A 20,945-nucleotide genomic window follows, 5' to 3' on the forward strand; every position below is an offset into this window, starting at 1 on the left:
CGGGGGCGGCGGGCGGACGGCCCGGGACGGGCGCGGTCAGGCCCTGGCGGTCAGCGTCCTGACCGCACTGTCCAGACGGGCCTCCAGCGCGTCGCGGTCGTCGGCCACGGCGAGCACGAAGCCGTGCCGGTCGCCGGACTTGCGGATCGGCCCGGGCACCTTCCCGGCGGGAACGCCGATGTGCACCTCCACGACGCCCGGCAGCGAGGTGACCAGCGCGGTGGAGGTCGCGGGCACCGGGACGGCGTCCTCGAAGGTGACGTAACGGATGCCCGCCACCCGCGGGCGGTCCGCGGCGGGCGGCAGCGGCAGGCCGAGGACGGCCGCCATGGTCTGCCCGAAGACGTCCTCACCGAGCGCGAGGACCAGCATGTCGCTGATCCGGTCCCCGCCGGGTCGGGCGTGCGACTCGATCAGCCGTGGGCCGTCGGCGGTGAGCATGACCTCCGTGTGGGACGGGCCGTACCGGTGGCCTGCCGCGTCCAGCGTGGCGGTGACCAGCGCCGTGACCGCCGCGGCGTCCCGCGCGGGGAGGCGCACCGGCATGGTGTGGCCGGTCTCCACGAAGTACGGTGTGCCGGTGGTCGTCTTCTCGGTGACGGCCAGGACGCGGTGGCGGCCGTCGACGCTCATGCCCTCCACGCTGTACTCGGTGCCGACCAGGTACTCCTCCACCAGGTGCGGCCCGTCCAGCTCACCCTCGGCCAGGAACCGCTCGGTCTGTGCGGGGTCCGCCAGGTACCGGACGCCCGCGCTGCCGCTGCCGTCGACCGGTTTGACCACGCACGGGTAACCGATCTCCGCGGCGGCGGCGGCGACCTCCGGGCCACTGCCGCACAGCCGGTGCGCCACCGGAGCGCCGGCCCGGTCGGCCACCAGCGCGCGCAGGGCTGCCTTGTTCTTGAAGGCCACCGGCGCCTCGGGCGGGTTGCCCGGCCAGCCCAGCTCGCGGTTGACGGCCGCGGACACCGCCGTCCCCAGCTCCCCGAAGCCGAAGCAGCTCGCCGGCCCCGCGATGTCCAGTGCACGCAGCCGGTCGACGAGTTCGCCGCTGTCCTTGGTCCACGCCGTCTCGATCTCCGGCCAGTCGGTGGCGGGCGGCCGCGGTTGGGTGGGGTCGGCCACGATGACCAGGTCCAGACCCAGGCGGTGCGCCGCGGCGACCACGGTGTCACGGGGGCCGAGCAGGACCGCGGTGGGGACGGGCCCCGCGGGGGCGCTTTCAGGCATGGGAGGGGGCTCCTTTCGGTAGGAGGAAGCAGACCGCGGCCGCCGTGACCGCGAGGGAACTGACGACGACCCACATGGCACCGCCCCCGTGCAGCGCCTGGAGCAGGTAGCCGCCACCACTGGAGCCGAGGAGGCTGCCCAGCGCCCCGGCCAGGCTCATGGCACCGAGGGCGCGCCCGGTCCGGCGCAGCGAGGTGGCGCGGACCGTCTGCTCGTCGAGGCTCGGCGATATCAGCATCTCGGCGAGGGTGACGGGCACCACGTACACCAGCAGGGCCGCCCAGCCGGTGAGCGGCAGGAGGAGGGCGTAGGCAGCGGCGAAGGCGAGGAACCCCAGGACCAGCAGGGTGCGGCTGGTCGCCCTGGCGAAGACGTGCCGCAGCAGGGAGTACTGCAGGAGCACGCACAGCAGCCCGTTGACGGTGAAGACCACCGAGATGGCCTCCGTCGTGCCGGTCAGCCGCTTCGCCGCGATGGGCATGACGACGTTCAACTGGCTGTAGAGCATCCAGTAGGCCGTGCCGACGGCGAAGAGCAGCAGCCACCGCCGGCGCGGCCACGGCGGTTCGGCGGCGGGCCTGTCCGCACCGTCCGCACCGTCCGCACCGGCCGCGCCTTCCGGCACCGGGACCGCGGCGGCCGGCCCCGGCTGCGGCGCACGGGTGGTGAGGACCAGACCGAGGACCAGGTGGGAGCAGACGCAGGCGGTCAGGATCCAGGGGAAGCCCAGGGGGAAGACCAGCGCACCCAGCGCCGGCCCCGCCACCACGCCCACGTTCACGAACGTCGCCCGCAGCGCCAGCATCTCGCGCGGCTGGTCGCTGCTCTCGCGCACCAGCCGGGTCTTGATGGACAGCCCCAGCAGCGACCCGCCCACCCCGACGCCGACGATCCCGGCCACCAGCAGCGGCAGACGGGTGCCGCCGGCAAGCCCCAGACCGAGTAGCAGGTACCCGGCGATCCGCAGGGCGAAGGCGCATCCCAGTACCGACCGCGCCCGGAACCGGTCCACGATCACCCCGCTGACCAGCGAGAAGCTCTGCGAGCAGAAGGAGAGCAGGCCCACCAGGAACCCGACCCGGGCTGTCGGCAGTCCCTTGCCGCTGAGCTCGATCGCCAGCAGCGGCAGGAACATGAACGTGGTCAGACCGGTCAGCAGGACCGTCAGGAGCAGGACGCGCGCGGTCGGCGAGGTCCGGCGCCAGGCGTTCATGAAGCCGCGGCCTCGGTCAGGTTCGCCGTCAGCCAGGCCTCCGTCTCCAGCACCCGTTCCTCGACCTGGGCCAGGTCACGGCCGCGCACGATCGCGAAGCAGAGGTGGGAGGTGCTGTTCTGCACGATCGCGTCGGGCCGGAGGCTCTCGTTGACCTCGTAGTGCTCGACCCAGTCGAACGGCGGGCGGCCCGGGGCCCGCACCGGCCGGCCCTGCGGCAGGATCGAGACCGACCCGCGCACCTCGGCCGGCGGCTCGGCGGGGGCCGGCGGGACGGGCAGCCCCACGGACAGGCGGAGCCAGGTGGCGTGCAGGTCGACCCCGTAGGTGGCCTTCGTCATCGCCGGGATGCGGTTGCCGCCCACCCGCGAGGCGATCTCGCACAGCACCAGTTCGTCGTCCGGGGTGTGGAAGACCTCCAGGTGGTAGGCGCCGACCTCGGGCACGTCGAACGCCCCCAGCACCCGGTCCAGGAACTCCTCCAGCCGGACGGCGAACTTCTCCCGCGGGTGGAGCTGGAGCGAGCCGTTGTTCTCGCCGGAGAAGACGCCGAGGCAGCTCCGCAGGTAACGGGAGGCGGCCACGAACCGGTACCCCGGCGCGAGCACCGCGTCCACGTGGTACATCCGGCCCTCGACGAACTCCTCCGCCATCAGGTCCTCGCGCCAGTGCCGGCGGCTGAAGGCCACCAGGTCCTCGTGGCCGCGCAGCACCGTGATGTCGCGGGACCCGCCCTGCTTGACGGGCTTGACCACCACCGGGTAGCCGTTCCGCTCGACGAAGCCGGTGAGGTCGGTGAAGGCGTCCAGCCGGACGAAGCGCGGGGTGCGCACCGCCCGGCCGGCCACCTCCTTCATCACCGCCTTGTCCCGGAAGGAGAGGGCGCTCCGGGGCGACTGGCCGGGGATGCCGAGGTCCCGGCGGATGCGGGCGGTGCGCTCCAGGTCGTACTCGTTGTCCGTGATGACGTGGGTGAAGGGCCGCTCCCGGTGGATCTCGCGGATGCGCAGCTCCGCGTACGGGACGAACTCGCAGTCGGGGACGTGCTCGTAGTGCCCGATGCCCTCGGTGGCCGTCAGGTCGTTGTGGCTGTAGACGTGCAGTGAGTCCGCGATCTCCGGGAACATCGCGGGATAGTCCTGTCGGGGACCGTAGTTGATGACGGCGACCTGTCGCGTGGGGCGGCTGGACATGCTTCTGCCTTTCGGGCTTCGGGCGGTGTGGGGCTCTCAGGAGTCCCTGCAACATGCCCGTTCGGGTCGAACGCTCATATTGCAGGGACTCCTCACCGGACGGACAGGGCGGGTTCGGGCCGGACCGCGGGCTCGTACGGCGGCAGGCCGTCCTGGACGCTGTAGGAGCGCCGCGCCCAGTGCATGGCGCTCCACGGACCGGTCATGTCCGCGAGGTCGGTGATGAGGTGCGGCGTGTACTGCGGGTCCTGCTCGACGGGCCCGTCCGGGGGGAAGACCCGCTCGACGTAGCGGTGCCCGGGGTCGGCGGCCATGAAGACGATGGGGCCGCCCTGCGGGGCGAGGCCGCGCAGGTGCCGGGCGACCTGCCAGCCGGCCCCGGAGGAGAGCCCGGCGAACACCCCGGTGTGCTGCAGCAGGTGGCGGCAACCGGCCGCCGCCACGTCGAAGTTGAGCCAGTGGATGTAGTCGTAGGCCCGGTGGTCGATGTTGTCGAAGCGGATGCCGCTGCCGATGCCGGCGATGATGAAGCCGTCCAGGGGGATCGCCTCGGAGCCGAAGGAGCGGCTGCCGAACGGCTGGATACCGACGATCCGCACGTCGTCGGTGGCGGCCCGCAGGTAGTGGCTCATGGCACTGGTCGAGGCGCCGGTGCCGACACCGCCCACCACCGTGAGGTCCGATCCGCCCAGCTCCTTGAGCACGGTCTCGGCCACGCTGCGGTAGCCGACGTAGTGCACGTCGTCGTGGTACTGCTGCATCCAGTACGCGTCCGGGTGCTCGGCCATGTACGCGTGGACCAGGCGGACCCGGGTCTCCTGGTCGTGCTGGAGCCCGTCGTCCCCGGAGGAGGGCACCTGCGTGTAGGTGGCGCCGAGGTACTTCAGCTGGGTCCTGATGGCCGCGTCCACGGCGACCGAGGCGAACACGTGGGCCTTGAGACCGAGCGCGCGGCACACCAGCGCCAGAGCGTGCCCGTAGATGCCGCTGGAGCTGTCGACCAGCGTCTGGCCCGGGTGGATCACACCGCGGTCCAGGAGATCCTTGACGGCTGCGTAGACCGAGGTGACCTTCATGACCTCGAACCGGAGGACGAAGACACCGTCACCCAGGTCGATCAGGTCCGGCTCGGAGAGTTTCTCGGCAAAGGACTTGTACATCGCACGCCTTTCTGAGGACGGATGTTCCTGCAAGTGGCGTGGGAAGTTCTAGGTGCCGCGGTTACCGGCGCCGTCCCGGCCCGTTCCCGGAGCCCGCCGGGAGCCGACCGGGAAGCCTCTCTTGAGGATGTGGCTGTCATGACGACTCCTCAGCCCCTCGTGGTCGCTGCCGGCCCCGACCTGCCCGAGCCCGGGCAACGTGTCGGTGACCAGGTCGCCCACCGGGCTCACCTGCACCCCGACCACCCGGCCGTCATCTGCGGGGACCGCAGCCTCAGCTACCGGGAACTGACCAGCGCGGCCCGGAAGGTCGCCGAGCGGCTCGCTGCGGACCCCCACGGCGCCCGCTCCCGGCGGATCGGCGTGTGGGCCGCCCGCACCGAGGCCACCGTCGCCCACCTGCTGGGCGTGTCGCTGGCCGGCAGGTCCTTCGTCCCCCTCGACCCCGGCGCCCCCGCGGACGCCGTCGCGCACATCCGTGCCTCGGCCGGCCTGACGGTGACCACCGACCCCGCCACCGGGGAACTGCACCGGCACGGCGAACCGGACCCGGTGACCGCCACGCCGGCGCCACCCGCGTCCCTGGCCGACGAGGCCTACGTCCTCTACACCTCCGGCAGCACCGGCCGCCCCAAGGGCGTCACCGTCTCCCAGTACAACCTGGCCGCCTCCAACCAGGCCCGGCTCGCGGTCTACGAACCGTTCGGGACACCCGTCTTCCTGCTGCTCTCCCCGTTCCACTTCGACTCCTCGATGGCCGGCCTCTGGGGCACCCTGGCGGCCGGCGGGACCGTGGTGGTCGCGCAGGAGGACGAGCGGCGGGACCCGGCCGCGCTGCTGCGACTGATCGACCGGCACGGCGTCACCCACCTGCTCACGGTGCCCGGCTTCTACGCCGAGGTACTGGGCTGCTGGTCCGCCGACCCGGGCGCGACCGAGGCCCTCGCCTCCCTGCGGACGGTGGTCTGCGCCGGTGAGGCACTGGCGCGCAGCGTCATCGACGGCCACTTCCGGCTGCTCCCGGGCGTGCCGCTGGGCAACGAGTACGGGCCCACCGAGTGCACCGTCTGGTCGACCTACCGCTTCTACCGCGAGCCCGCCAGATCCACCATCGGCTTCCCCGTACCCGGCAGCTCCCTGCACCTGCTGGACGACGGGCTGCGCCCGGTGGCCGCCGGCGAGGTGGGGCAGATCGCCGTCTCCGGCCGCCAGGTCGCCGGCGGCTACGTCGGCGACCCGCAGCGCACCGAGGCGAGATTCGTCGTGCTCGACGACGGCTCCACCGCCCCCGTCCGCGCCTACCTCACCGGGGACCTCGGACGCTGGACCGCGCAGGACGGCCTGGAGTTCGTGGGCCGGCTGGACAACGAGGTGAAGATCCGCGGGGTCCGCATCACCCTGGAGGCCATCGAGGAGGTGCTGACCGGGCACCCGGACGTCCAGGCCGCCTGCGCCGCCTACGACGGCTCCACCTCCACCTGCTACGCCTTCGTGGTCGCCGCGCCCGGCCGCACACCCGACCCGGCGGCGATCCGCCGCGCCGCGGAGGCCGCCCTGGGCGCCGCCGCCGTCCCCGACCGGGTCGTCCTCACCGACAGCCTGCCGCGCACCGCCCACGACAAGGTCGACCGGGCGGCGCTGCTGGCCTCAGCGGTGCGCCCGGAACGGCCCGCCGCCGAGGCCGCCGGCGACGGCCTCGCGGACCGGATCACGCGGGCCTGGGAGGACATCCTCGACGTCGGCGTCGTGAGCGGCGCCCAGGCCAACTTCTTCGAACTGGGCGGCAACTCGCTCACCGTGCTGCGCCTCACCCGCGCCCTGGGCAGGATCGCCGGGCGGCGCATCGCCGTCAAGGACGTCTACCGCGCCGGCACCATCGCCGAGCAGGTCGCCCTGCTGGCCGGGAGCGCCGCCGGATGACGGTCACACCTGCGCACCAGGACTCCCCGCCCCGGGCCATCCGCCGGCTCACCCCGGAGCAGGAGGCGGCCGGGCCGGCCGTGCTCTGCTTCCCGCACGCCGGCGGCAGCGCCTCCTTCTTCCGGCCCTGGCGCACGCTGCCCGGCACACCGCGGCTGCACGCGGTGCAGTACCCGGGCCGCGAGGACCGCTTCGCCGAGGACCCGCCCGCCACACTGCCCGACCTGGCCCGGACGCTGGCCGCCGAGATCCTGGCCGGGCCCGAGCGGTACCCGGTGTTCTTCGGCCACAGCATGGGCGCCTACGTGGCCTTCGAGGTGGCCCACCTGCTGGAGCAGGCCGGCGCGCCCGTCACCACCCTGGTCGTCTCCTCCGCGGCGGCGCCCGCGAGCCGGCCGCCCGTGCCCTTCGAACACTCCGCTGACGTGCTCGCCTACCTGGAGGGCTACGAGCCGGTCACCCCCGAGATCCGCGAGGACGAGGAACTGCTGGAACTGGTCCTCGACTGCCTCAAGGGGGACCTGCGCCTGGTGGCGCACTACCGGGAGCACGCCGGCAAGCAGGTCACCTCCCGTCTGGTGGCCGTGGTCGGGGAGGACGATGTCCCCGGCATCCGTGACGGCGTGCCGCAGTGGCAGCAGCACACCCGCGGTGAGTTCGTCCTCCTGACCCGCCCCGGCGGCCACTTCTACCTCCGCACCGACCCGCCGGTGCCGCTGCTCGCGCGCGAAGCGGCGCAGCACGCGGCGGCACCCCGCACCAGCCGATGGGACGCCGGATGAACCACGCGATCGACAGCATCACCGACGGCACCACCTACCGCACCGGGAACCCCGAGGCGACCTGGCGCCACATGCGCGCACACGCGCCGGTGCACTGGCACGAGCCTGGCCTCTTCCCCGGCTTCTGGTCCCTCACCCGTTACGACGAGGTCAAAGCGGTGCTGCGGGACGCCGAGACCTTCTCCTCCGCCTCGGGCATCCTGCTGCGCCCGCTCGCCCAGGGCGAGGACCCGGGCAGCGACCGGACGCTGGCGCTCTCCGCGCCCGCCCGCCACTCCGCGCTGCGCGGGGCCATCGCCCAGTGGTTCGCGCCGCGCAACCTGCGCCTGCTGGGCGAGCACCTGGACGGGGTGGCGAAGGCGGTGGTCGGCGACGCACTGGCAGCCGGGCACGTCGACTTCGTCACCGACGTCGCCGCGGGACTCCCGGTGGAGGTGGTGTGCGCCTTCCTGGACATCCCGGTCGCCGACCGGCCGGACATCGTGGCCTGGACCACCGACGCCTTCTGCGCGGGCAGCGCCGAGGAGCGCAGCCTCGCCCACCTCCAGATCCTCGACTACTTCGGTGAACTGGCCGAGGAACGCCGGGCCCGGCCCGGCGATGACCTGGTCAGCGTGCTGGCCCGGGTCCGCTTCCAGGGCGCCCTGCTGCCGATGGAGGACGTGGTCCTCAACTGCGACAACCTGCTGGTCGGCGGCACCGAGAACGTCCGCCTGGCGATGTCCGGCGGGATGCTCGCGCTGCTGGAGCACCCGGCGCAGTGGGCCGCGCTGCGCGAGGACTTCGCGCACACCGCGCCCACCGCCGTGGACGAGATCCTGCGCTGGACCTCCAGCGCCACGCACGTGATGCGCCGCGCCACCCGTGACGTCGTCCTCGGCGGCCGGCAGGTCCGCGCCGGCGACCGGGTGGTGTGCTGGCTGGCATCGGCCAACCGGGACGCGGCGCACTTCCCCGACCCGGACACCTTCGACGTGCGGCGCACCCCGAACCGCCACCTGGCGCTGGGCGCCGGGCCCCACTACTGCGTCGGGACCCAGCTCGCCAAGCTGGAGATCACCGCAGTACTGCGCGAGTTCTTCACCCAGGTCGGGGAGGTGGCACCGGCGGGGACACCGGAGCGCCTGGAGTCGATCGTGGTCAACGGACTGCGCAGCCTGCCGCTCCACCTCACCCCGAGGACCGGGTGACCGCCCGGAAGAAGCCGGCCGTGCCGGCCGCCGGGCTGCCCGCGGCCCGTCCGGTCGCCGGCACCGCGTGCCGGGCCGGTACCGGACAGGTAACCGGACGGGAACGGCATCGGTGAAGGTGTGGTGAAGGCGGGGGAACCGCCGGGAATGACCTGACGATCCAGAAGGCGGAGAGACGATGCACAGCAGACTTGCGGTCCTCACGGGTGCGGCGGCGTTCGCAGTGGCACTGGGGATCGGCTCGTGGAGCGCGACGCCCCCGGCCAAGCCGGAGAACGCCCTGCGTACGGTGGCCACGGCCCACTCCACCGGCGGGGCCACCCCCGTGGTCCGGCCCTTCTCGGACGCCGGCCCGGCCGGTGTCCACTGACGCGACGCCCCCGGCGGCCGCGGCCCCGTCCGGCGCGTTCGCGCCGGGGGGCGGCGGCCGCCGCCGCGCACCGGACCTTCACATCGGTGTGACGAACGCGTGGACGGCCTTGGCCGTCCACGGCCCGGGGAGGGCCCGCTGCAGGGGCGGCGGCAGGCCGCGCTACTCCTCCACGCCGAGTTCCCGGCGGACCGCGGCCATCCCCGCCAGCGCGTTGGCGACCTCGACCTGGAAGTCGATGGCGTGCGCATGGCGGTGTGCGCTCCGGTGAAGTTCCAGCGCCTGCCGGTAATGGCCGGCGCGCCGCCGGACGCCACCGAGGATGTTCTCCACCGTCGCCTGCCGGATCGTCGTCCCCGCCCTCGCCCGGATCAGGGCCAGCGACCGGTCGGCGCAGGCGGCGGCAGGCCCGTCCCGTCCCAGCCGCTGGTTGACGTCGGCCGCGACGGCGTAGGCCAGCGCCAGGTTCTCCGGCACGTGCTTCTCGTCGCCGAGTTCCAGCGCCTGCTCCGTCGTCCGCCGCGCCTGCTCGACGTCGCCTGCGGCGAGATGGGCGATCGCCAGGTCGGTCAGCGCGGTGATCTCCTCACCGAAGGGGCCGAAACCGCGGCTGAGCAGCACCGCCCGTTCGGCGACCGCCACAGCCTCCTCGGGCCGGCCCTGCCAGACGTAGACGGTGCTGAGGTTGGAGCAGGCGTAGCCCTCCTGGCGGCCGGCGGTCATGCCGGCGTAGAGCTCCACGGCCGCCTCCAGGCAGCGCTGCGCCTCCGCGAGGTGGCCCAGGCAACTGTGCAGCAGGCCGAGCATGCTCAGACAGGCGGCCTCCCCGTCCCGGTCGCCGAGTGCGACAGCCACGTCCAGGGCCTCGGTGGTCGACTCGATCCCGGCGCGGAACTCGCCGAGCTTCCACTGGACGACCGACAGGTTGGACAGGCTCAGCCGCAGCGCCCGCGGGTCGCGCAGCTCGCGGGCCGCCACCACGGCGAGGCTCGCCGCCTGGCGGTACTCCTGGAGCTGGCTGCGGGTGTTCAGGTGGAAGATCAGATTCCGGGCCAGCCGCACGGCGTGCCCGTACCGGCCCTGCTCCACTGCCCGCTCGACCGCCACCAGCAGCGTCACCTGCTCCCGGTCGAAGAAGGCCTCCGCGTCCCTGGGCCCGGTGAACTCCGGCAGCCCGGACGGGCAGTCCACCTGCCGGCCCTCGGTCGCCTCACGTCCGGGGTAGCGGATGCGGCAGGCGTTCTCCGTGGCGGCCAGATAGTAGTCGAGCACCCGCTCGAAGGCCGCCGGCTCGTCCTCCTGGTCCGACAGCCTCCGTGCGAACCGGCGCACCAGGTCGTGGAAGGCGTACCGGCTGATCTCGTGCGGCTCGATCAGGTGGATGTCGGTCAGGTGCTCCAGCACGTCCTCCGCCTCCTGGAGCCCGGTGCCGAGCAGCGCCGCCGCCGAGTGGAGGTCTATCTCGGTGCCCGGGTGCAGCCCGAGCAGCCGGAACGCGACGCGGTGCCGCTCGTCCATCGCCTCGTAGGAGAGCCGGAGCGTGGCCTCGACCCCGCGGTCGTCGGAGCGCAGCTCGTCCAGCCGCCGTGACTCGTCCCGCAGCCGGTCCACGAGGTACCGGACGCTCCAGTGCGGTCGGCTGCGCAGCCGTGCGGCAGCGATCCGCAGCGCCAGCGGCAGGTGGGCGCAGATGTCGGCGAGTTCCCCCACCTCCTCGCACTCACTGCCGCTCCGCTCCTCGCCGAGCGCCGCGGTGAGCAGTGCGACGCTCTCCTCGGGCGCGAGCACACCGAGCGAGAGCGCGTCCGCACCGTCCAGCCCGACCATCCGCCGACGGCTGGTGATCAGCACCAGGGCCCCGGCGGTGGCGGGCAGCAGCGGCCGCACCTGCGCCGCGTCGGCGGCGTTGTCCAGCACCAGCAGCACCCGGCGCCCGGCCAGGGTGGTCCGCCACAGCGCCGTCCGGCCGTCGAGGTCCTCGGGTATCTGCTCGCCGGGGACGCCCAGGGTGCGCAGCAACGCCCCCAGCACCACCCCCGGCGCACGGGGCTGCTCGCCGGGGGTGAAGCCCCGCAGGTCGGTGAAGAACTGCCCGTCGGGGAAAGCGTGCGCGAGGTGGTGGGCGGCCCGTACCGCGAGCGCGGTCTTGCCGCTGCCGCCCATGCCGACGAGCGCGATGATCCGCATGGTGCGGTCGCCGTCGGCCTGCCCGACGGCCCGGCTCAGCAGGGTGCGCAGCTCCCTGCGCCGCCCGGCGAAGTCGCTCAGGTCGTAGGGGAGGGTGCAGGGCGGCGCCGCCGGACGGGGCGCCGGGGGCGCTTCGCCGGGACTCGCGGCGGGTGCGCCCTGCTCCACCGCCTCCTCCGGCCCGTCGCGCAGGATCGACTCGTGCAGCCTGCTCAGTTGCCGGCCCGGTTCGATGCCCAGCTCCTCGACCAGCAGCCGCCGGGTCTCGGCGTACGCGGCCAGCGCCTCGGCCCGGCGGCCCGAGCGGTGGAAGGCCAGCATCAACTGCCCGCGGAAGGTCTCCCGCAGCGGGTACTCGACGACGAGCTGCCGCAACTCGTCGATCAGCTCCGCCGACTCCCCGGTGTCCAGCCGGAGGTCGATGAGCTGGCCCACGGCGGCCAGCCGCCGCTCCTCCAGGACGGCTGAGGCGGCGGCGATCACCGGGCCGCCGCTGTCGGCCATCACCGGGCCGCGCCACAGCGCCAGGGCGCCGCGCAACCGCTCGACCGCCTCGGAGAGCCGGCGCGCGTCGAGCGCCTGCCGGGCCTGCTGCAGCCGCTCGGTGAACAGGCTCAGGTCGAGCTGCTCGGTGGCCACGTCGATGCGGTAACCGGGATTGTCGGTGACGAACAGCGCCTGTCCGTCCGGGATGCGTTGGCGCAGGTCGGCCACGGCCTTGCGGACCTGGTGGGCGGCGGTCGCCGGCGGCTCGGCGTCCCAGGCGGCCTCCACCAGGCGGGGGACCGGCACCATCCGGCCGGGGGAGAGCAGCAGCATCGTCAGGACGCGGGCGGTGATCAGACCGCCCAGCCGCAACCGGGCGCCGGCGATCTGCACCTCCAGCGGCCCCAGAACGGCAAAGCTCACCTGTCCGGGTGCGCCTCCCATGCATTACCCCCCTCATAGCCTCCCGACCGGCGCCATGTTACGAATCACGCCATCGTCTCCGGAAGGGTTTAGGAGAAAGGAATCCCAGGTCACGCCCGGTGTCCGAGGGACAGAACGCCGCATCTCACCCGTCGGCGGAAACGGTCCGCGCCTCTTCGGCGGCCGGAATGTCCACCCGCCGACGGTGGCGCACCAGGCACTGCCTTCCCAGCAGTCCCGCCAGCCGCACCGCTGTCGATCTTCCTGCCGCAGTCGGCGGCCGCACTCCGGTCGCAGGGCCCGTTGCCGGCGCCGCCGACGCCGGGCGGTCGCGGTGCGGGGTCAGTCGACCGCCAGGGGGTCGGGCTTCTGCCCGGTCTCCTGGGTGGCGGCCCAGGAAGCCAGGAGGCGTAGTCCTTCTGCGGAGGGGGTGCCAGGTTCGGCGGTGTAGACGGTGAGGGTGAGGCCGGGTTCGGCGGCCAGTTCCAGGCCCTCGTAGGCGACAGTGAGGTCGCCCACGGCCGAGTGGTGGAAACGCTTGGTCCCGGTGCCGTGGAGGCGGACGTTGTGCGCGCCCCAGCGGGTACGGAACTCCTCACTGCAGGTGGACAGCTCACCCACCAGGTCGTGCAGGTCCTTGTCGTGCGGGTTGCGACCGGCTTCGGTGCGCAGGATGGCCACGGCGATGTCGGCGGCCTGGTCCCAGTCGGGGTAGAAGCGGCGGGAGACAGGGTCGAGGAAGTGGAAGCGGGCGAAGTTCGGCGGTTGGCAGCTGCTGTCGTAGACGTCGCTGTAGAAGGCGCGGGCGAGCTGGTTGGCGGCGAGCAGGTCCATGCGGCCGTTGCGGACGAACGCGGGGGCGTCGGTGATGGCGTCCAGGGTCCACTGGAGACTGCGGTGCGGCGTCCACTGTCCCTTGGCACGCCGCCGCCGGGGCCTGGTGAGGGTGTCGGTGCCGTCCGCTGCCAAGGCAAGGTGGAGCAGGTGCCGGCGTTCGGCCTCGTCGAGCTGGAGGGCGCGGGCAACGGCTTCGAGGACGGCGGGGGAGACGCCGGCGAGGTTGCCGCGTTCGAGTTTGGCGTAGTACTCGACGCTGACGTCGGCCAGCGCGGCGACCTCGCTCCGGCGCAGGCCGGGCACGCGTCGCCGGGGCCCGGCCGGCAGGCCGGCCCGCTCCGGAGTGATCCTGGCTCGTCGCGAGGTGAGGAACTCGCGGACTTCTTCGCGGTTGTCCACACCTCGACGGTACGCCCGGCACGCGGTCGCAGGGGTGTACTGCTGGTACACCCCTCGCCGGTGACTCGTTACCCGCGCGAGGAGCGGGTTACCTGGTTGTGGCGGCATTTCCCGGCCCTCACCACGGTGACGTGGGAGGCGGGGGGACCCGCTCCGGGACGCGGCGGCAGGCCGGCTCCGTCCCGGGCACGCAACCGCACTCGGCGCCTGACGGTACCGCCGCGTACCGGACGCCTGAACAGCTAAGGAACCTCTCATGCGCGGAGCAGTGATCCACGCCCCCGGCGACGTGCGCTTCGAGACCCTCGACGACCCGAAGATCGTCAACCCCACCGATGCCGTCATCCGTACCGTCGCGACCTGTGTGTGCGGCTCGGATCTGTGGCCCTACCGCGGGATCGAGCCCGTCGAGGAACCCCACCCCATGGGGCACGAGTACGTCGGGGTGGTGGAGGAGGTCGGCAGCGGCGTCACCTCGGTCAGGCCGGGCCAGTTCGTGGTCGGCTCCTTCGCGACCTCGGACAACACCTGCGCGAACTGCCGCAACGGCTGGCAGTCCTCCTGCCTGAACCGTGAGTTCATGAGCACCTGCCAGGCCGACTACGTGCGCATCCCCAACGCCCAGGGCTCGCTCGTCGCCACCGACGAGCACCCGGCTGAGGAGTTCGTGCCCAGCCTGCTCGCCGTCTCGGACGTGATGGGGACGGGCTGGTACGCCGCCCTCGCCGCCGAGGTCAAGCCCGGTTCCACCGCTGTCGTGGTCGGCGACGGAGCGGTGGGCCTGTGCGGCGTCATCGCCGCGAAGGAACTGGGGGCCGAGCGGATCATCGCCATGAGCCGGCACGCCTCCCGGCAGGAGCTGGCGCGCGAGTTCGGCGCCACGGACATCATCGCCGAGCGTGGCGAGGAGGGCGTGGCCCGTGTCAAGGACCTCACCCAGGGTATCGGCGCGGACTCGGTGCTGGAGTGCGTCGGCACCGCCGAGTCGATGCGGCAGGCGCTGCACTCGGCGCGGCCCGGCGGCAACGTCGGTTTCGTCGGCGTCCCCCACGACGTGGCGATCGACGGCCAGGAGCTGTTCTTCTCCCACGTCGGCCTGCGCGGCGGCCCCGCCCCCGTCCGCGGTTACCTGCCCGACCTGATCGACCGCGTCCTGAGCGGCCGCATCAACCCGGGCAGGGTCTTCGACCTCACCCTGCCCCTGGAGCAGGTCGCCGAGGGCTACCGGGCGATGGACGAGCGCCGCGCCGTCAAGACCCTGCTGATGCCCTGACCCCCGGGACCCAACGGGGCCGGGCACCCGCTGCCCGGCCCCGGAGAGCCGCCCTGCACCCAGCGTGACCCTGCTGCTCCCGGCAGCGTCCGCCGAGGTCCGCGGTCGGTCACGGCCGCAGCTCCGAGGCGGGCCGGCGCTGTGTCCCGCCCCGCTCCCGCAGCGCTGAGCCCTGCCCGGCCGCCACGTGGCCGACTCCCCGATGACGCCGGCCGTCGACGCCTGGCCCCTCTCTCGCGGCAGCAGTACTCCTGCCGGCCCCGACCGCGTGCACCGACGGCTCGTCCACCCGCAATCCGCCCGTTCGTCCTCGGCCACCGACGGCTGCACCGCACGTCTCGCGAGGCCGGGCACGTCACCTCCGAGGCCGCCCCCCCCGACGCGGCCGGCGTCGTTCCCCGTACCCGGCACGCGGAACCGCAGCGGCGGCCGCCCCCGGCCCCGGCAGGGCTGCCGCCGCCGCCCTGTCCATCGCCTTCTGCCCTAGTCGCCTTCTGTCCCAGGAGTAACCGCTCGTATGTCTTCCGAGTCTGGAAGCACTCCCGGCAAGCTGCCGTTCGTCGTCTGGGTGCTCGCCGCCGGCACGTTCCTGATGGGGACCACCGAGTTCGTCATCGCCGGCCTCCTGCCGGAGATGGCGAGTGACCTCGGTGTCAGCGTCTCCCACGCCGGCCTGCTGATCACCGCCTTCGCCATCGGCATGATCGTCGGCGGGCCGGCCATGGCCATGGCCACGCTGCGCCTGCCCCAGCGCCGGACGCTGGTCCTGGCGCTGTCCGTGTTCGCGCTCGGTCACCTCGTCGCGGCCGTCAGCGGCTCCTTCACCGTGGTCCTCGTCGCCCGGGTCCTCACCGCGCTGGCGACCGGTGCCTTCTGGGCCGTGGGTTTCGTGATCGCCACCGCTGCCGCGGGCCCGGGCAGTGCCACCCGCGCCGTCGGGGTGATGATGGGCGGCCTCACGCTCGCCAACGTCGTCGGGGTACCGATCGGCTCCTTCGCCGGTCAGTTCACCGGTTGGCGCGGCCCGTTCTGGGCCCTTGCCGTCCTCGCCGCCCTGGCCGCCGCCTTCGTCGGCCGTTTCGTTCCCACCGTCGAGCAGCGCGCCGAGGTGTCGGCCCGGGCCGAGACCGGTGCGCTGCGGCAGGGCCGGCTGTGGCTGGCGCTCGCCGCCGCCGTCCTCATCATGGGAGGTGTCCTGGCGACCTACACCTACATCGCCCCGCTGCTCACCGACCGGGCCGGCATCCCGGCAGGCGCCGTCCCGCTGGTCCTGACCGCCTTCGGCGCCGGTGCCCTGGGCGGCACGGCCATCGGTGGCCGGCTGGGCGACCGCCGCCCGACGGCCACGACCGTCACCGCGGCCGCGGCCACCGCCGTGACCCTGCTCCTGCTGGTCCCGCTGTCGACCGGTCCTGCCGCGGCCGTCGCCCTGGTCTTCCTGATGTCGCTGGCCGGGTTCACCGTCAACCCGGTGCTCACCTCCCTCGCCGTCCGCTTCGCCGGCGACGCACCCACCCTCACCTCGGCCCTGACCACCTCCGCCTACAACACCGGCATCGCGGTCGGCTCGGCGCTCGCCGGCAAGGCGCTGGACTCCTCCCTCGGCGCGACCGGACCCGCCCTGGTCGGCGCTGTCTCTGCCGGCCTCACGCTGCTGCCGCTCATCGCCCTCGCGCTCCTCGGTACCTCCCGGCCCGGTCGGGTCGTCACCCAGGAAAAAGTTCCTGCCGGCGCGTGCGACGGCGAAGCCCACCTCGTCCAGTAGCGGTCGGCACCGGTTCGCACCCGCCCCGGCACGGTGAGCCTCGGTGCCCTGCGGGACGGCGTCGGCGCGCGGAGACGTCCGGCAACGACCTCCGCTCTGCCTCGTGCCGCAGCCGCGCAGCGGGTCGGAGTCCCTGGTCCGGCGCTCCTCGGCTTACCGAGGTCGATGTCCGACGGGCTGCGGTGCCCCGGCCCCGCTACTGCCGTGCCGCCGTCCCGTCCCGCCGCCGTTCAGGCCGTGGCACCCGCCCCCGGCGCGTCCTCGCCGCCCAGTACGTACAGCTCGGGGAGGTTGACCACGATCGCCTCCTGGGTACTGCGGGCGATCACGACGACCGCTTCGTCGTCCGGGCTGGGGTTCTCCTCGCGGTGCGGAACGTAGGGCGGGACGAAGACGTAGTCGCCGGGGGAGGTGCGGATGCGGACCTCCTCCGGTGTTCCGGTGGAGTCGTCGAGGAAGACGAACTCCGGGTGGCCCTTGACCACATGGATCGCCGTCTCGGAGGAGCCGTGGTGGTGGTTGGAGGAGGCGGTGGCGGGTGCGACATGGGTCTGGCCCATCCAGATCCGCTCCGACCCGACGGTGTTGCCGCTGATCGCGGCGAACCGCCGCATCCCGCCCGTCTGCGCGGTGCCGCCGTCCAGCGCGTCGGCCCGGACGTGGTGCAGCCGGGCGCGCAGCGGGAGTTCGCCACCCTCCTGGCCGTGGTCGTGGTCCGGCAGGTCGGGGTGGAAGGCGTCGGGGCCGGGGGTGGTGCCGGGCTCCGCGGGTGAGGCCGCGCCGGACGGGGGAGTGGGCTGTGAAGGCATGGTGTTCCTGCTGGTCGGAGGGCGTCAGCCGGCGGTGCGGGCCGGTCTTGTGGCGCTGACCGTAGAGAGTGGGACGGAAGGGGTCAAGGCAGGGCCGTTGCCGCGAGGGGCGGGTCCGCGGGCGCGCGAGGGGAGACGGACCACCACGTGCACGCGTTGCCGCCCCTGCTGTTCGAGGGGTAGGGCGGTCCGGCCCCCGCGGGCGGTGGGGTCTGGCAGGATCACGGAAGGGGGTACGGGCCGGCGCCGTCTTTTTCGCGCCTCCGTCACGGGTGGCGACGTCCGCAACCGCCCCCGGCCGCCTCACCCGGCAACACGACGTCCGCGGAAGGACTCACCGAGCCATGCCCCTGCTCCCCGCCGACCCGACCGTCCTGCACCCGATGCCCGACCACCCCCGTGTGGTGCTGCTCAAGCCGCTCGTCACCTCGCCCCTGATCGACGTCGGCGAGTACTCGTACTACGACGACCCGGAGGACGCGACGGCGTTCGAGACCCGCAACGTCCTGTACCACTACGGGCCGGAGAGGCTGGTCATCGGGAAGTTCTGCGCGCTGGGCACCGGGGTGCGGTTCCTGATGAACGGCGCCAACCACCGCATGGACGGCCCCTCGACGTTCCCGTTCCCCACCATGGGAGGCTCCTGGGCCGAGCACTTCGACCTCATCACCGAGCTGCCCAACCGCGGGGACACCGTGGTGGGCAACGACGTCTGGTTCGGCCACGGGGTGACGGTGCTGCCCGGCGTGCGGATCGGACACGGCGCGATCATCGCGGCCGGCTCCGTGGTCACCGCGGACGTCCCCGACTACGGTGTGGCCGGCGGCAATCCGGCCCGTCTGCTCCGCACCCGCTACGACGACCGGGACGTCGCCCGCCTGCTGGCCGTGGCCTGGTGGGACTGGCCCGTCGAACACCTCACCGAGCACCTGCGCACGGTCATGTCGGGGAGCGTCGCGGAGCTGGAGGACGCGGCCCCTGGGCGCAGCGGGAACGCCTCCCGCAAGGCGGCGCCCCGCAGCGCGACCGAGCGCTGAACGGTCCCGGGACGAGGCGTCCCGTGTCCCTGGGACCGACCGGCCGGTCCGCGGTGGCGACCGTCGCCCCACCCCAGCCGGCGAACACGAGCCGGTCCGGGAAGACGACCGCGGGGATCTCCTGCATCGGCTCGGCGAAGCTGCGGCTCAGGGCACCAGCAGGGCGTGCAGGGGGTCCTCCGGTCCCAGGACGTCGGCCAGTTCGGCGAGTGTCGGGCCGGTGGCCGGGCCGCGCCGGGTGACGGCGACCGACGCCGCGGTGTTGGCGGCGCGGGCGGCCTCCTGCGGGGTGGCGCCACGTCCGAGCAGGGCGAGGAAGGCCCCGACATGCGCGTCCCCCGCGCCGTTGCTGTCGACCGCCTCGACGGGCCGGCCGGGCAGGTGGACCACGGCTGCGTCCCCTTCGGCGAGCCAGCACCCGTCAACGTCGCCGCGGACCAGCACCCCGCCGCCGGGGGCCACCCGCCGGGCCAGCGCCGCCGTCGCGCCGGCGCCGTCGGTGAGGCCGGTGAGCAGTGCGGCCTCGCGCCGGTTGCAGCTGAGCCAGTCGCAGCGGGCCAGGACGCGGGCCAGGTGACCGGCGGCGATGTCGGCGACCAGCGGTCCCGGGTCGAGGCACAGGGTGACGCCCTCCGGCAGCGCCGCGGCGAAGTCGGCGAGCGCCACGGCGGTGTCCGGGTAGGCCAGGCCGTACCCCGACAGCTGGACCAGGTCCCCCTCCCGCAGGACGGCCGTGAGGCCCGCGGCGTCCCGGCCGGTGAAGGTGCCCTCGGCGCCGGGGGCGGTGGCGAAGGTGCGCTCGCCCCCGTCGTCGACGAGGGCGACGCAGAAGCCGGTGTCGGCGTCCGGCCGGGGCGGCAGCAGCGTCGGGACGCCGGCACCGGCGAGGGCCGCGCGCACCCGGTCCCCGTAGGGCCCGGTGCCGTGGACACCGCCGTAGGCGGCGGGCAGACCGAGCCTGGCGGCGGCCGCCAGGACGTTGAAGCCGCCGCCGACGACCTGCACGGTGTGGGAGGCGCGGACGTCGCCACCGCGCTCGGGGAGGTGCGGCACACGCATCACCACGTCGACGATGACGTTGCCGGCCAGGACGAGTCGGGCACTCACAGGGTGATCCTCTGCTGGGGCTCGGGGGCGGTCTCGCGGACGGCGGTCTCGGCGCGCACGGCACGGTCCAGGGGGCGGAGCGCGGCGTAGGCGAGGGCCGCCACAGCGAACGTCACCACCCAGCCGAGTCCGTTGGCGCCCAGCCAGGTGTGGGAGAGCGGACCGGAGAACCAGACGTCGCTCTCGCTCGTCCGGGCCTCGGTGAGCAGCAACCCGACGACGATCGCCAGCGCCCAGGCGGTGCAGGCGGACCAGGCGAACCCGCCGTTGTACCAGTAGCGGCCCGAGCGGCCGGAGCGCATCAGCTCGGGGCCGTCGTAGTCCCGCCGGCGCAGCATGTCCACGGCGAACACCCCGACCCACGCGGTGATGGGGACGGCCAGGATGGTCAGGAACGTGGTGAAGGGGCCGTAGAAGTCCTTCGCGATCAGCATGAAGTAGATGCCGCCCGCGAAGGTGACGACCACGTCCAGACCGACGGCCACCGTGCGCTTGGCCTTCACACCGAGGGTGACCAGGGTGAGTCCGGCGGAGTACACCGAGAGGTGGTTGGAGAGCAGCAGCCCGCCGAACGCGGCGATCAGGTAGGGCACCGACATCCAGGGCGGCAGCAGCGCGTCGATGGCGGAGACCGGGTCGGAGGCCGAGGCGAGCGTGGAGTCACCGGCGGCCAGCAGGGAACCGAGCGAGATCAGCAGGAGCAGGGGGATGCCCGCTCCCCACGCCGAGGCGAGGACGAGACGGCCGCCCGGAATGCTCCGGGGCAGGTAACGGGCGTAGTCGGCACCCGCGTTGGCCCAGCCGATGCCGGTGCCCGCGGCGATCACGCCGACGCCGGCCAGGACGGCGCTGAGCGGGGCGGCCGGGGCGTGCAGGACCCTGCCCCAGTCGATGGTGGCGGCGAGGAAGCCCATCACCACCAGGTTGAGCAGGCCGAAGACGTACGTCGCCCACCGGTTGATCCACATGATGGTGGCGTGGCCCAGGCCGCTGATCAGCAGGGTGCAGGCGATGAAGACCAGGAGGCACACCAGGGTGAGCGCGGTGTTGCGGTGCACGCCGAAGACGATGGCCAGCAGCGAGAGCAGCGCGTAGGCGGCGGTCGTGGTGTTGACCGTCTCCCACCCCACCCGGCTGATCCAGGTGACCAGGGTGGGGCCGGTGTTGCCGCGCCGGCCGAACACGGCCCGGGAGAGGGTGAGGGCGGGGGCGCCACCGCGCTTGCCGGCGATGCTCAACGCACCCACCAGCGCGAAGGAGCCGAACGCCCCGATGATCGCGACGACCACGGCCTGCCAGATGTTCAGGCCGCGGAAGGCCACGAGGGTGGCACCCAGGGGCAGTCCCAGGAGCGAGATGTTGGCGGCGAACCAGGTCCAGAACATCTGGCGCGCGCGTCCGTGCCGTTCGGAGTCGGGCACCGGTTCGATGCCACGGGTCTCGACGGAGCCGACACGGTCACCGGCATGATCGCTCGTCGTTGAGTCGGCCATGGCGGAACCTCCTTACGAGGCGAGGTGGGGGTAGGAGCACGGGCTCCCGAGGGCGGGGCCGGCCTCTCGGC

Annotated in this window: 16 protein-coding genes; 7 read left to right on the top strand and 9 right to left on the bottom strand. The window is 73.5% G+C overall.

Annotated elements, in window-relative coordinates; all coding sequences use genetic code 11:
• Positions 1-36 precede the first annotated feature (36 nt).
• The 4 genes from ACFV3R_RS27695 to ACFV3R_RS27710 form a co-directional block, all read right to left on the bottom strand.
• Positions 37-1,230: an ATP-grasp domain-containing protein gene (locus tag ACFV3R_RS27695; RefSeq protein WP_385588798.1), complete on the bottom strand. Its 1,194-nt coding sequence runs from the start codon at positions 1,228-1,230 to the stop codon at positions 37-39.
• Positions 1,223-2,443, bottom strand: coding sequence for an MFS transporter (locus tag ACFV3R_RS27700; RefSeq protein WP_385588800.1), 1,221 nt, complete (start codon positions 2,441-2,443; stop codon positions 1,223-1,225). The genes ACFV3R_RS27695 and ACFV3R_RS27700 overlap by 8 nt, the downstream gene beginning before the upstream one ends.
• Positions 2,440-3,636 (bottom strand): acetyl-CoA carboxylase biotin carboxylase subunit family protein, encoded by a 1,197-nt coding sequence (locus ACFV3R_RS27705; protein ID WP_385588802.1) that lies wholly within the window; start codon positions 3,634-3,636, stop codon positions 2,440-2,442. Before ACFV3R_RS27705 ends, ACFV3R_RS27700 begins: the two co-directional genes overlap by 4 nt.
• Positions 3,637-3,728: 92 nt before the next feature.
• The gene (locus ACFV3R_RS27710; protein ID WP_385588804.1) at positions 3,729-4,796 is read right to left on the bottom strand and encodes a pyridoxal-phosphate dependent enzyme; all 1,068 of its coding nucleotides are present in this window, start codon (positions 4,794-4,796) and stop codon (positions 3,729-3,731) included.
• Between the two features lie 138 nt (positions 4,797-4,934).
• On the opposite strand from ACFV3R_RS27710, the gene ACFV3R_RS27715 reads away from it, so the two are divergent.
• The 4 genes from ACFV3R_RS27715 to ACFV3R_RS27730 all read left to right on the top strand — a co-directional run bounded on the left by ACFV3R_RS27715 (position 4,935) and on the right by ACFV3R_RS27730 (position 9,058).
• Positions 4,935-6,716: a non-ribosomal peptide synthetase gene (locus ACFV3R_RS27715; protein ID WP_385588806.1), complete on the top strand. Its 1,782-nt coding sequence runs from the start codon at positions 4,935-4,937 to the stop codon at positions 6,714-6,716.
• Positions 6,713-7,498, top strand: coding sequence for a thioesterase II family protein (locus ACFV3R_RS27720; protein ID WP_385588808.1), 786 nt, complete (start codon positions 6,713-6,715; stop codon positions 7,496-7,498). The genes ACFV3R_RS27715 and ACFV3R_RS27720 overlap by 4 nt, the downstream gene beginning before the upstream one ends.
• On the top strand, positions 7,495-8,688 hold the full coding sequence (locus ACFV3R_RS27725; protein ID WP_385588810.1) for a cytochrome P450: 1,194 nt from the start codon (positions 7,495-7,497) through the stop codon (positions 8,686-8,688). The genes ACFV3R_RS27720 and ACFV3R_RS27725 overlap by 4 nt, the downstream gene beginning before the upstream one ends.
• 178 nt (positions 8,689-8,866) lie before the next feature.
• Positions 8,867-9,058 carry a hypothetical protein gene (locus ACFV3R_RS27730; protein WP_385588812.1) on the top strand — a complete coding sequence of 64 codons (192 nt, stop codon included), beginning with the start codon at positions 8,867-8,869 and terminating at the stop codon, positions 9,056-9,058.
• Positions 9,059-9,220: 162 nt separating this feature from the next.
• Here ACFV3R_RS27730 and ACFV3R_RS27735 read toward each other — a convergent pair whose 3' ends face one another.
• Complete coding sequence (locus ACFV3R_RS27735; protein ID WP_385588814.1) at positions 9,221-12,154, bottom strand: BTAD domain-containing putative transcriptional regulator; 2,934 nt, start codon at positions 12,152-12,154, stop codon at positions 9,221-9,223.
• A 342-nt stretch (positions 12,155-12,496) separates the two neighbouring features.
• Complete coding sequence (locus ACFV3R_RS27740) at positions 12,497-13,390, bottom strand: helix-turn-helix transcriptional regulator (protein WP_385588816.1); 894 nt, start codon at positions 13,388-13,390, stop codon at positions 12,497-12,499.
• 256 nt (positions 13,391-13,646) lie between these two features.
• Here ACFV3R_RS27740 and ACFV3R_RS27745 point away from each other — a divergent pair, with 256 nt between their 5' ends.
• Positions 13,647-14,663: a zinc-dependent alcohol dehydrogenase family protein gene (locus ACFV3R_RS27745; protein ID WP_385588818.1), complete on the top strand. Its 1,017-nt coding sequence runs from the start codon at positions 13,647-13,649 to the stop codon at positions 14,661-14,663.
• A gap of 517 nt (positions 14,664-15,180) precedes the next feature.
• Entirely contained in the window at positions 15,181-16,428 is a 1,248-nt protein-coding gene (locus tag ACFV3R_RS27750; RefSeq protein ID WP_385588820.1) for an MFS transporter, read from the top strand.
• Positions 16,429-16,658: 230 nt separating this feature from the next.
• Here the strand turns inward: ACFV3R_RS27750 and ACFV3R_RS27755 are convergent, their stop codons facing one another.
• A complete protein-coding gene (locus ACFV3R_RS27755) occupies positions 16,659-17,237 on the bottom strand; it encodes a cupin domain-containing protein (protein ID WP_385588822.1) in 579 nt (192 codons plus the stop codon).
• 344 nt (positions 17,238-17,581) lie between these two features.
• Here ACFV3R_RS27755 and ACFV3R_RS27760 point away from each other — a divergent pair, with 344 nt between their 5' ends.
• Complete coding sequence (locus ACFV3R_RS27760; RefSeq protein ID WP_385588824.1) at positions 17,582-18,274, top strand: CatB-related O-acetyltransferase; 693 nt, start codon at positions 17,582-17,584, stop codon at positions 18,272-18,274.
• A 147-nt stretch (positions 18,275-18,421) separates the two neighbouring features.
• Here the strand turns inward: ACFV3R_RS27760 and ACFV3R_RS27765 are convergent, their stop codons facing one another.
• Together ACFV3R_RS27765 and ACFV3R_RS27770 are read right to left on the bottom strand one after the other, a co-directional pair.
• Positions 18,422-19,381: a PfkB family carbohydrate kinase gene (locus ACFV3R_RS27765; RefSeq protein ID WP_385588826.1), complete on the bottom strand. Its 960-nt coding sequence runs from the start codon at positions 19,379-19,381 to the stop codon at positions 18,422-18,424.
• Positions 19,378-20,874, bottom strand: a complete 1,497-nt coding sequence (locus tag ACFV3R_RS27770) for a purine-cytosine permease family protein (RefSeq protein ID WP_385588828.1) — start codon at positions 20,872-20,874, stop codon at positions 19,378-19,380. Before ACFV3R_RS27770 ends, ACFV3R_RS27765 begins: the two co-directional genes overlap by 4 nt.
• Positions 20,875-20,945 lie beyond the last annotated feature (71 nt).

This window comes from Streptomyces sp. NPDC059740 (assembly GCF_042733155.1).
Taxonomy (GTDB): Bacteria; Actinomycetota; Actinomycetes; order Streptomycetales; family Streptomycetaceae; genus Streptomyces.

Excerpts from the sequence above, each read along its gene's own strand:
- ACFV3R_RS27695 (WP_385588798.1), bottom strand. The coding sequence starts at position 1,230 with ATGCCTGAAAGCGCCCCCGCGGGGCCCGTCCCCACCGCGGTCCTGCTC.
- ACFV3R_RS27700 (WP_385588800.1), bottom strand. The coding sequence starts at position 2,443 with ATGAACGCCTGGCGCCGGACCTCGCCGACCGCGCGCGTCCTGCTCCTG.
- ACFV3R_RS27705 (WP_385588802.1), bottom strand. The coding sequence starts at position 3,636 with ATGTCCAGCCGCCCCACGCGACAGGTCGCCGTCATCAACTACGGTCCC.
- ACFV3R_RS27710 (WP_385588804.1), bottom strand. The coding sequence starts at position 4,796 with ATGTACAAGTCCTTTGCCGAGAAACTCTCCGAGCCGGACCTGATCGAC.
- ACFV3R_RS27715 (WP_385588806.1), top strand. The coding sequence starts at position 4,935 with ATGACGACTCCTCAGCCCCTCGTGGTCGCTGCCGGCCCCGACCTGCCC.
- ACFV3R_RS27720 (WP_385588808.1), top strand. The coding sequence starts at position 6,713 with ATGACGGTCACACCTGCGCACCAGGACTCCCCGCCCCGGGCCATCCGC.
- ACFV3R_RS27725 (WP_385588810.1), top strand. The coding sequence starts at position 7,495 with ATGAACCACGCGATCGACAGCATCACCGACGGCACCACCTACCGCACC.
- ACFV3R_RS27730 (WP_385588812.1), top strand. The coding sequence starts at position 8,867 with ATGCACAGCAGACTTGCGGTCCTCACGGGTGCGGCGGCGTTCGCAGTG.
- ACFV3R_RS27745 (WP_385588818.1), top strand. The coding sequence starts at position 13,647 with ATGCGCGGAGCAGTGATCCACGCCCCCGGCGACGTGCGCTTCGAGACC.
- ACFV3R_RS27750 (WP_385588820.1), top strand. The coding sequence starts at position 15,181 with ATGTCTTCCGAGTCTGGAAGCACTCCCGGCAAGCTGCCGTTCGTCGTC.
- ACFV3R_RS27755 (WP_385588822.1), bottom strand. The coding sequence starts at position 17,237 with ATGCCTTCACAGCCCACTCCCCCGTCCGGCGCGGCCTCACCCGCGGAG.
- ACFV3R_RS27760 (WP_385588824.1), top strand. The coding sequence starts at position 17,582 with ATGCCCCTGCTCCCCGCCGACCCGACCGTCCTGCACCCGATGCCCGAC.
- ACFV3R_RS27770 (WP_385588828.1), bottom strand. The coding sequence starts at position 20,874 with ATGGCCGACTCAACGACGAGCGATCATGCCGGTGACCGTGTCGGCTCC.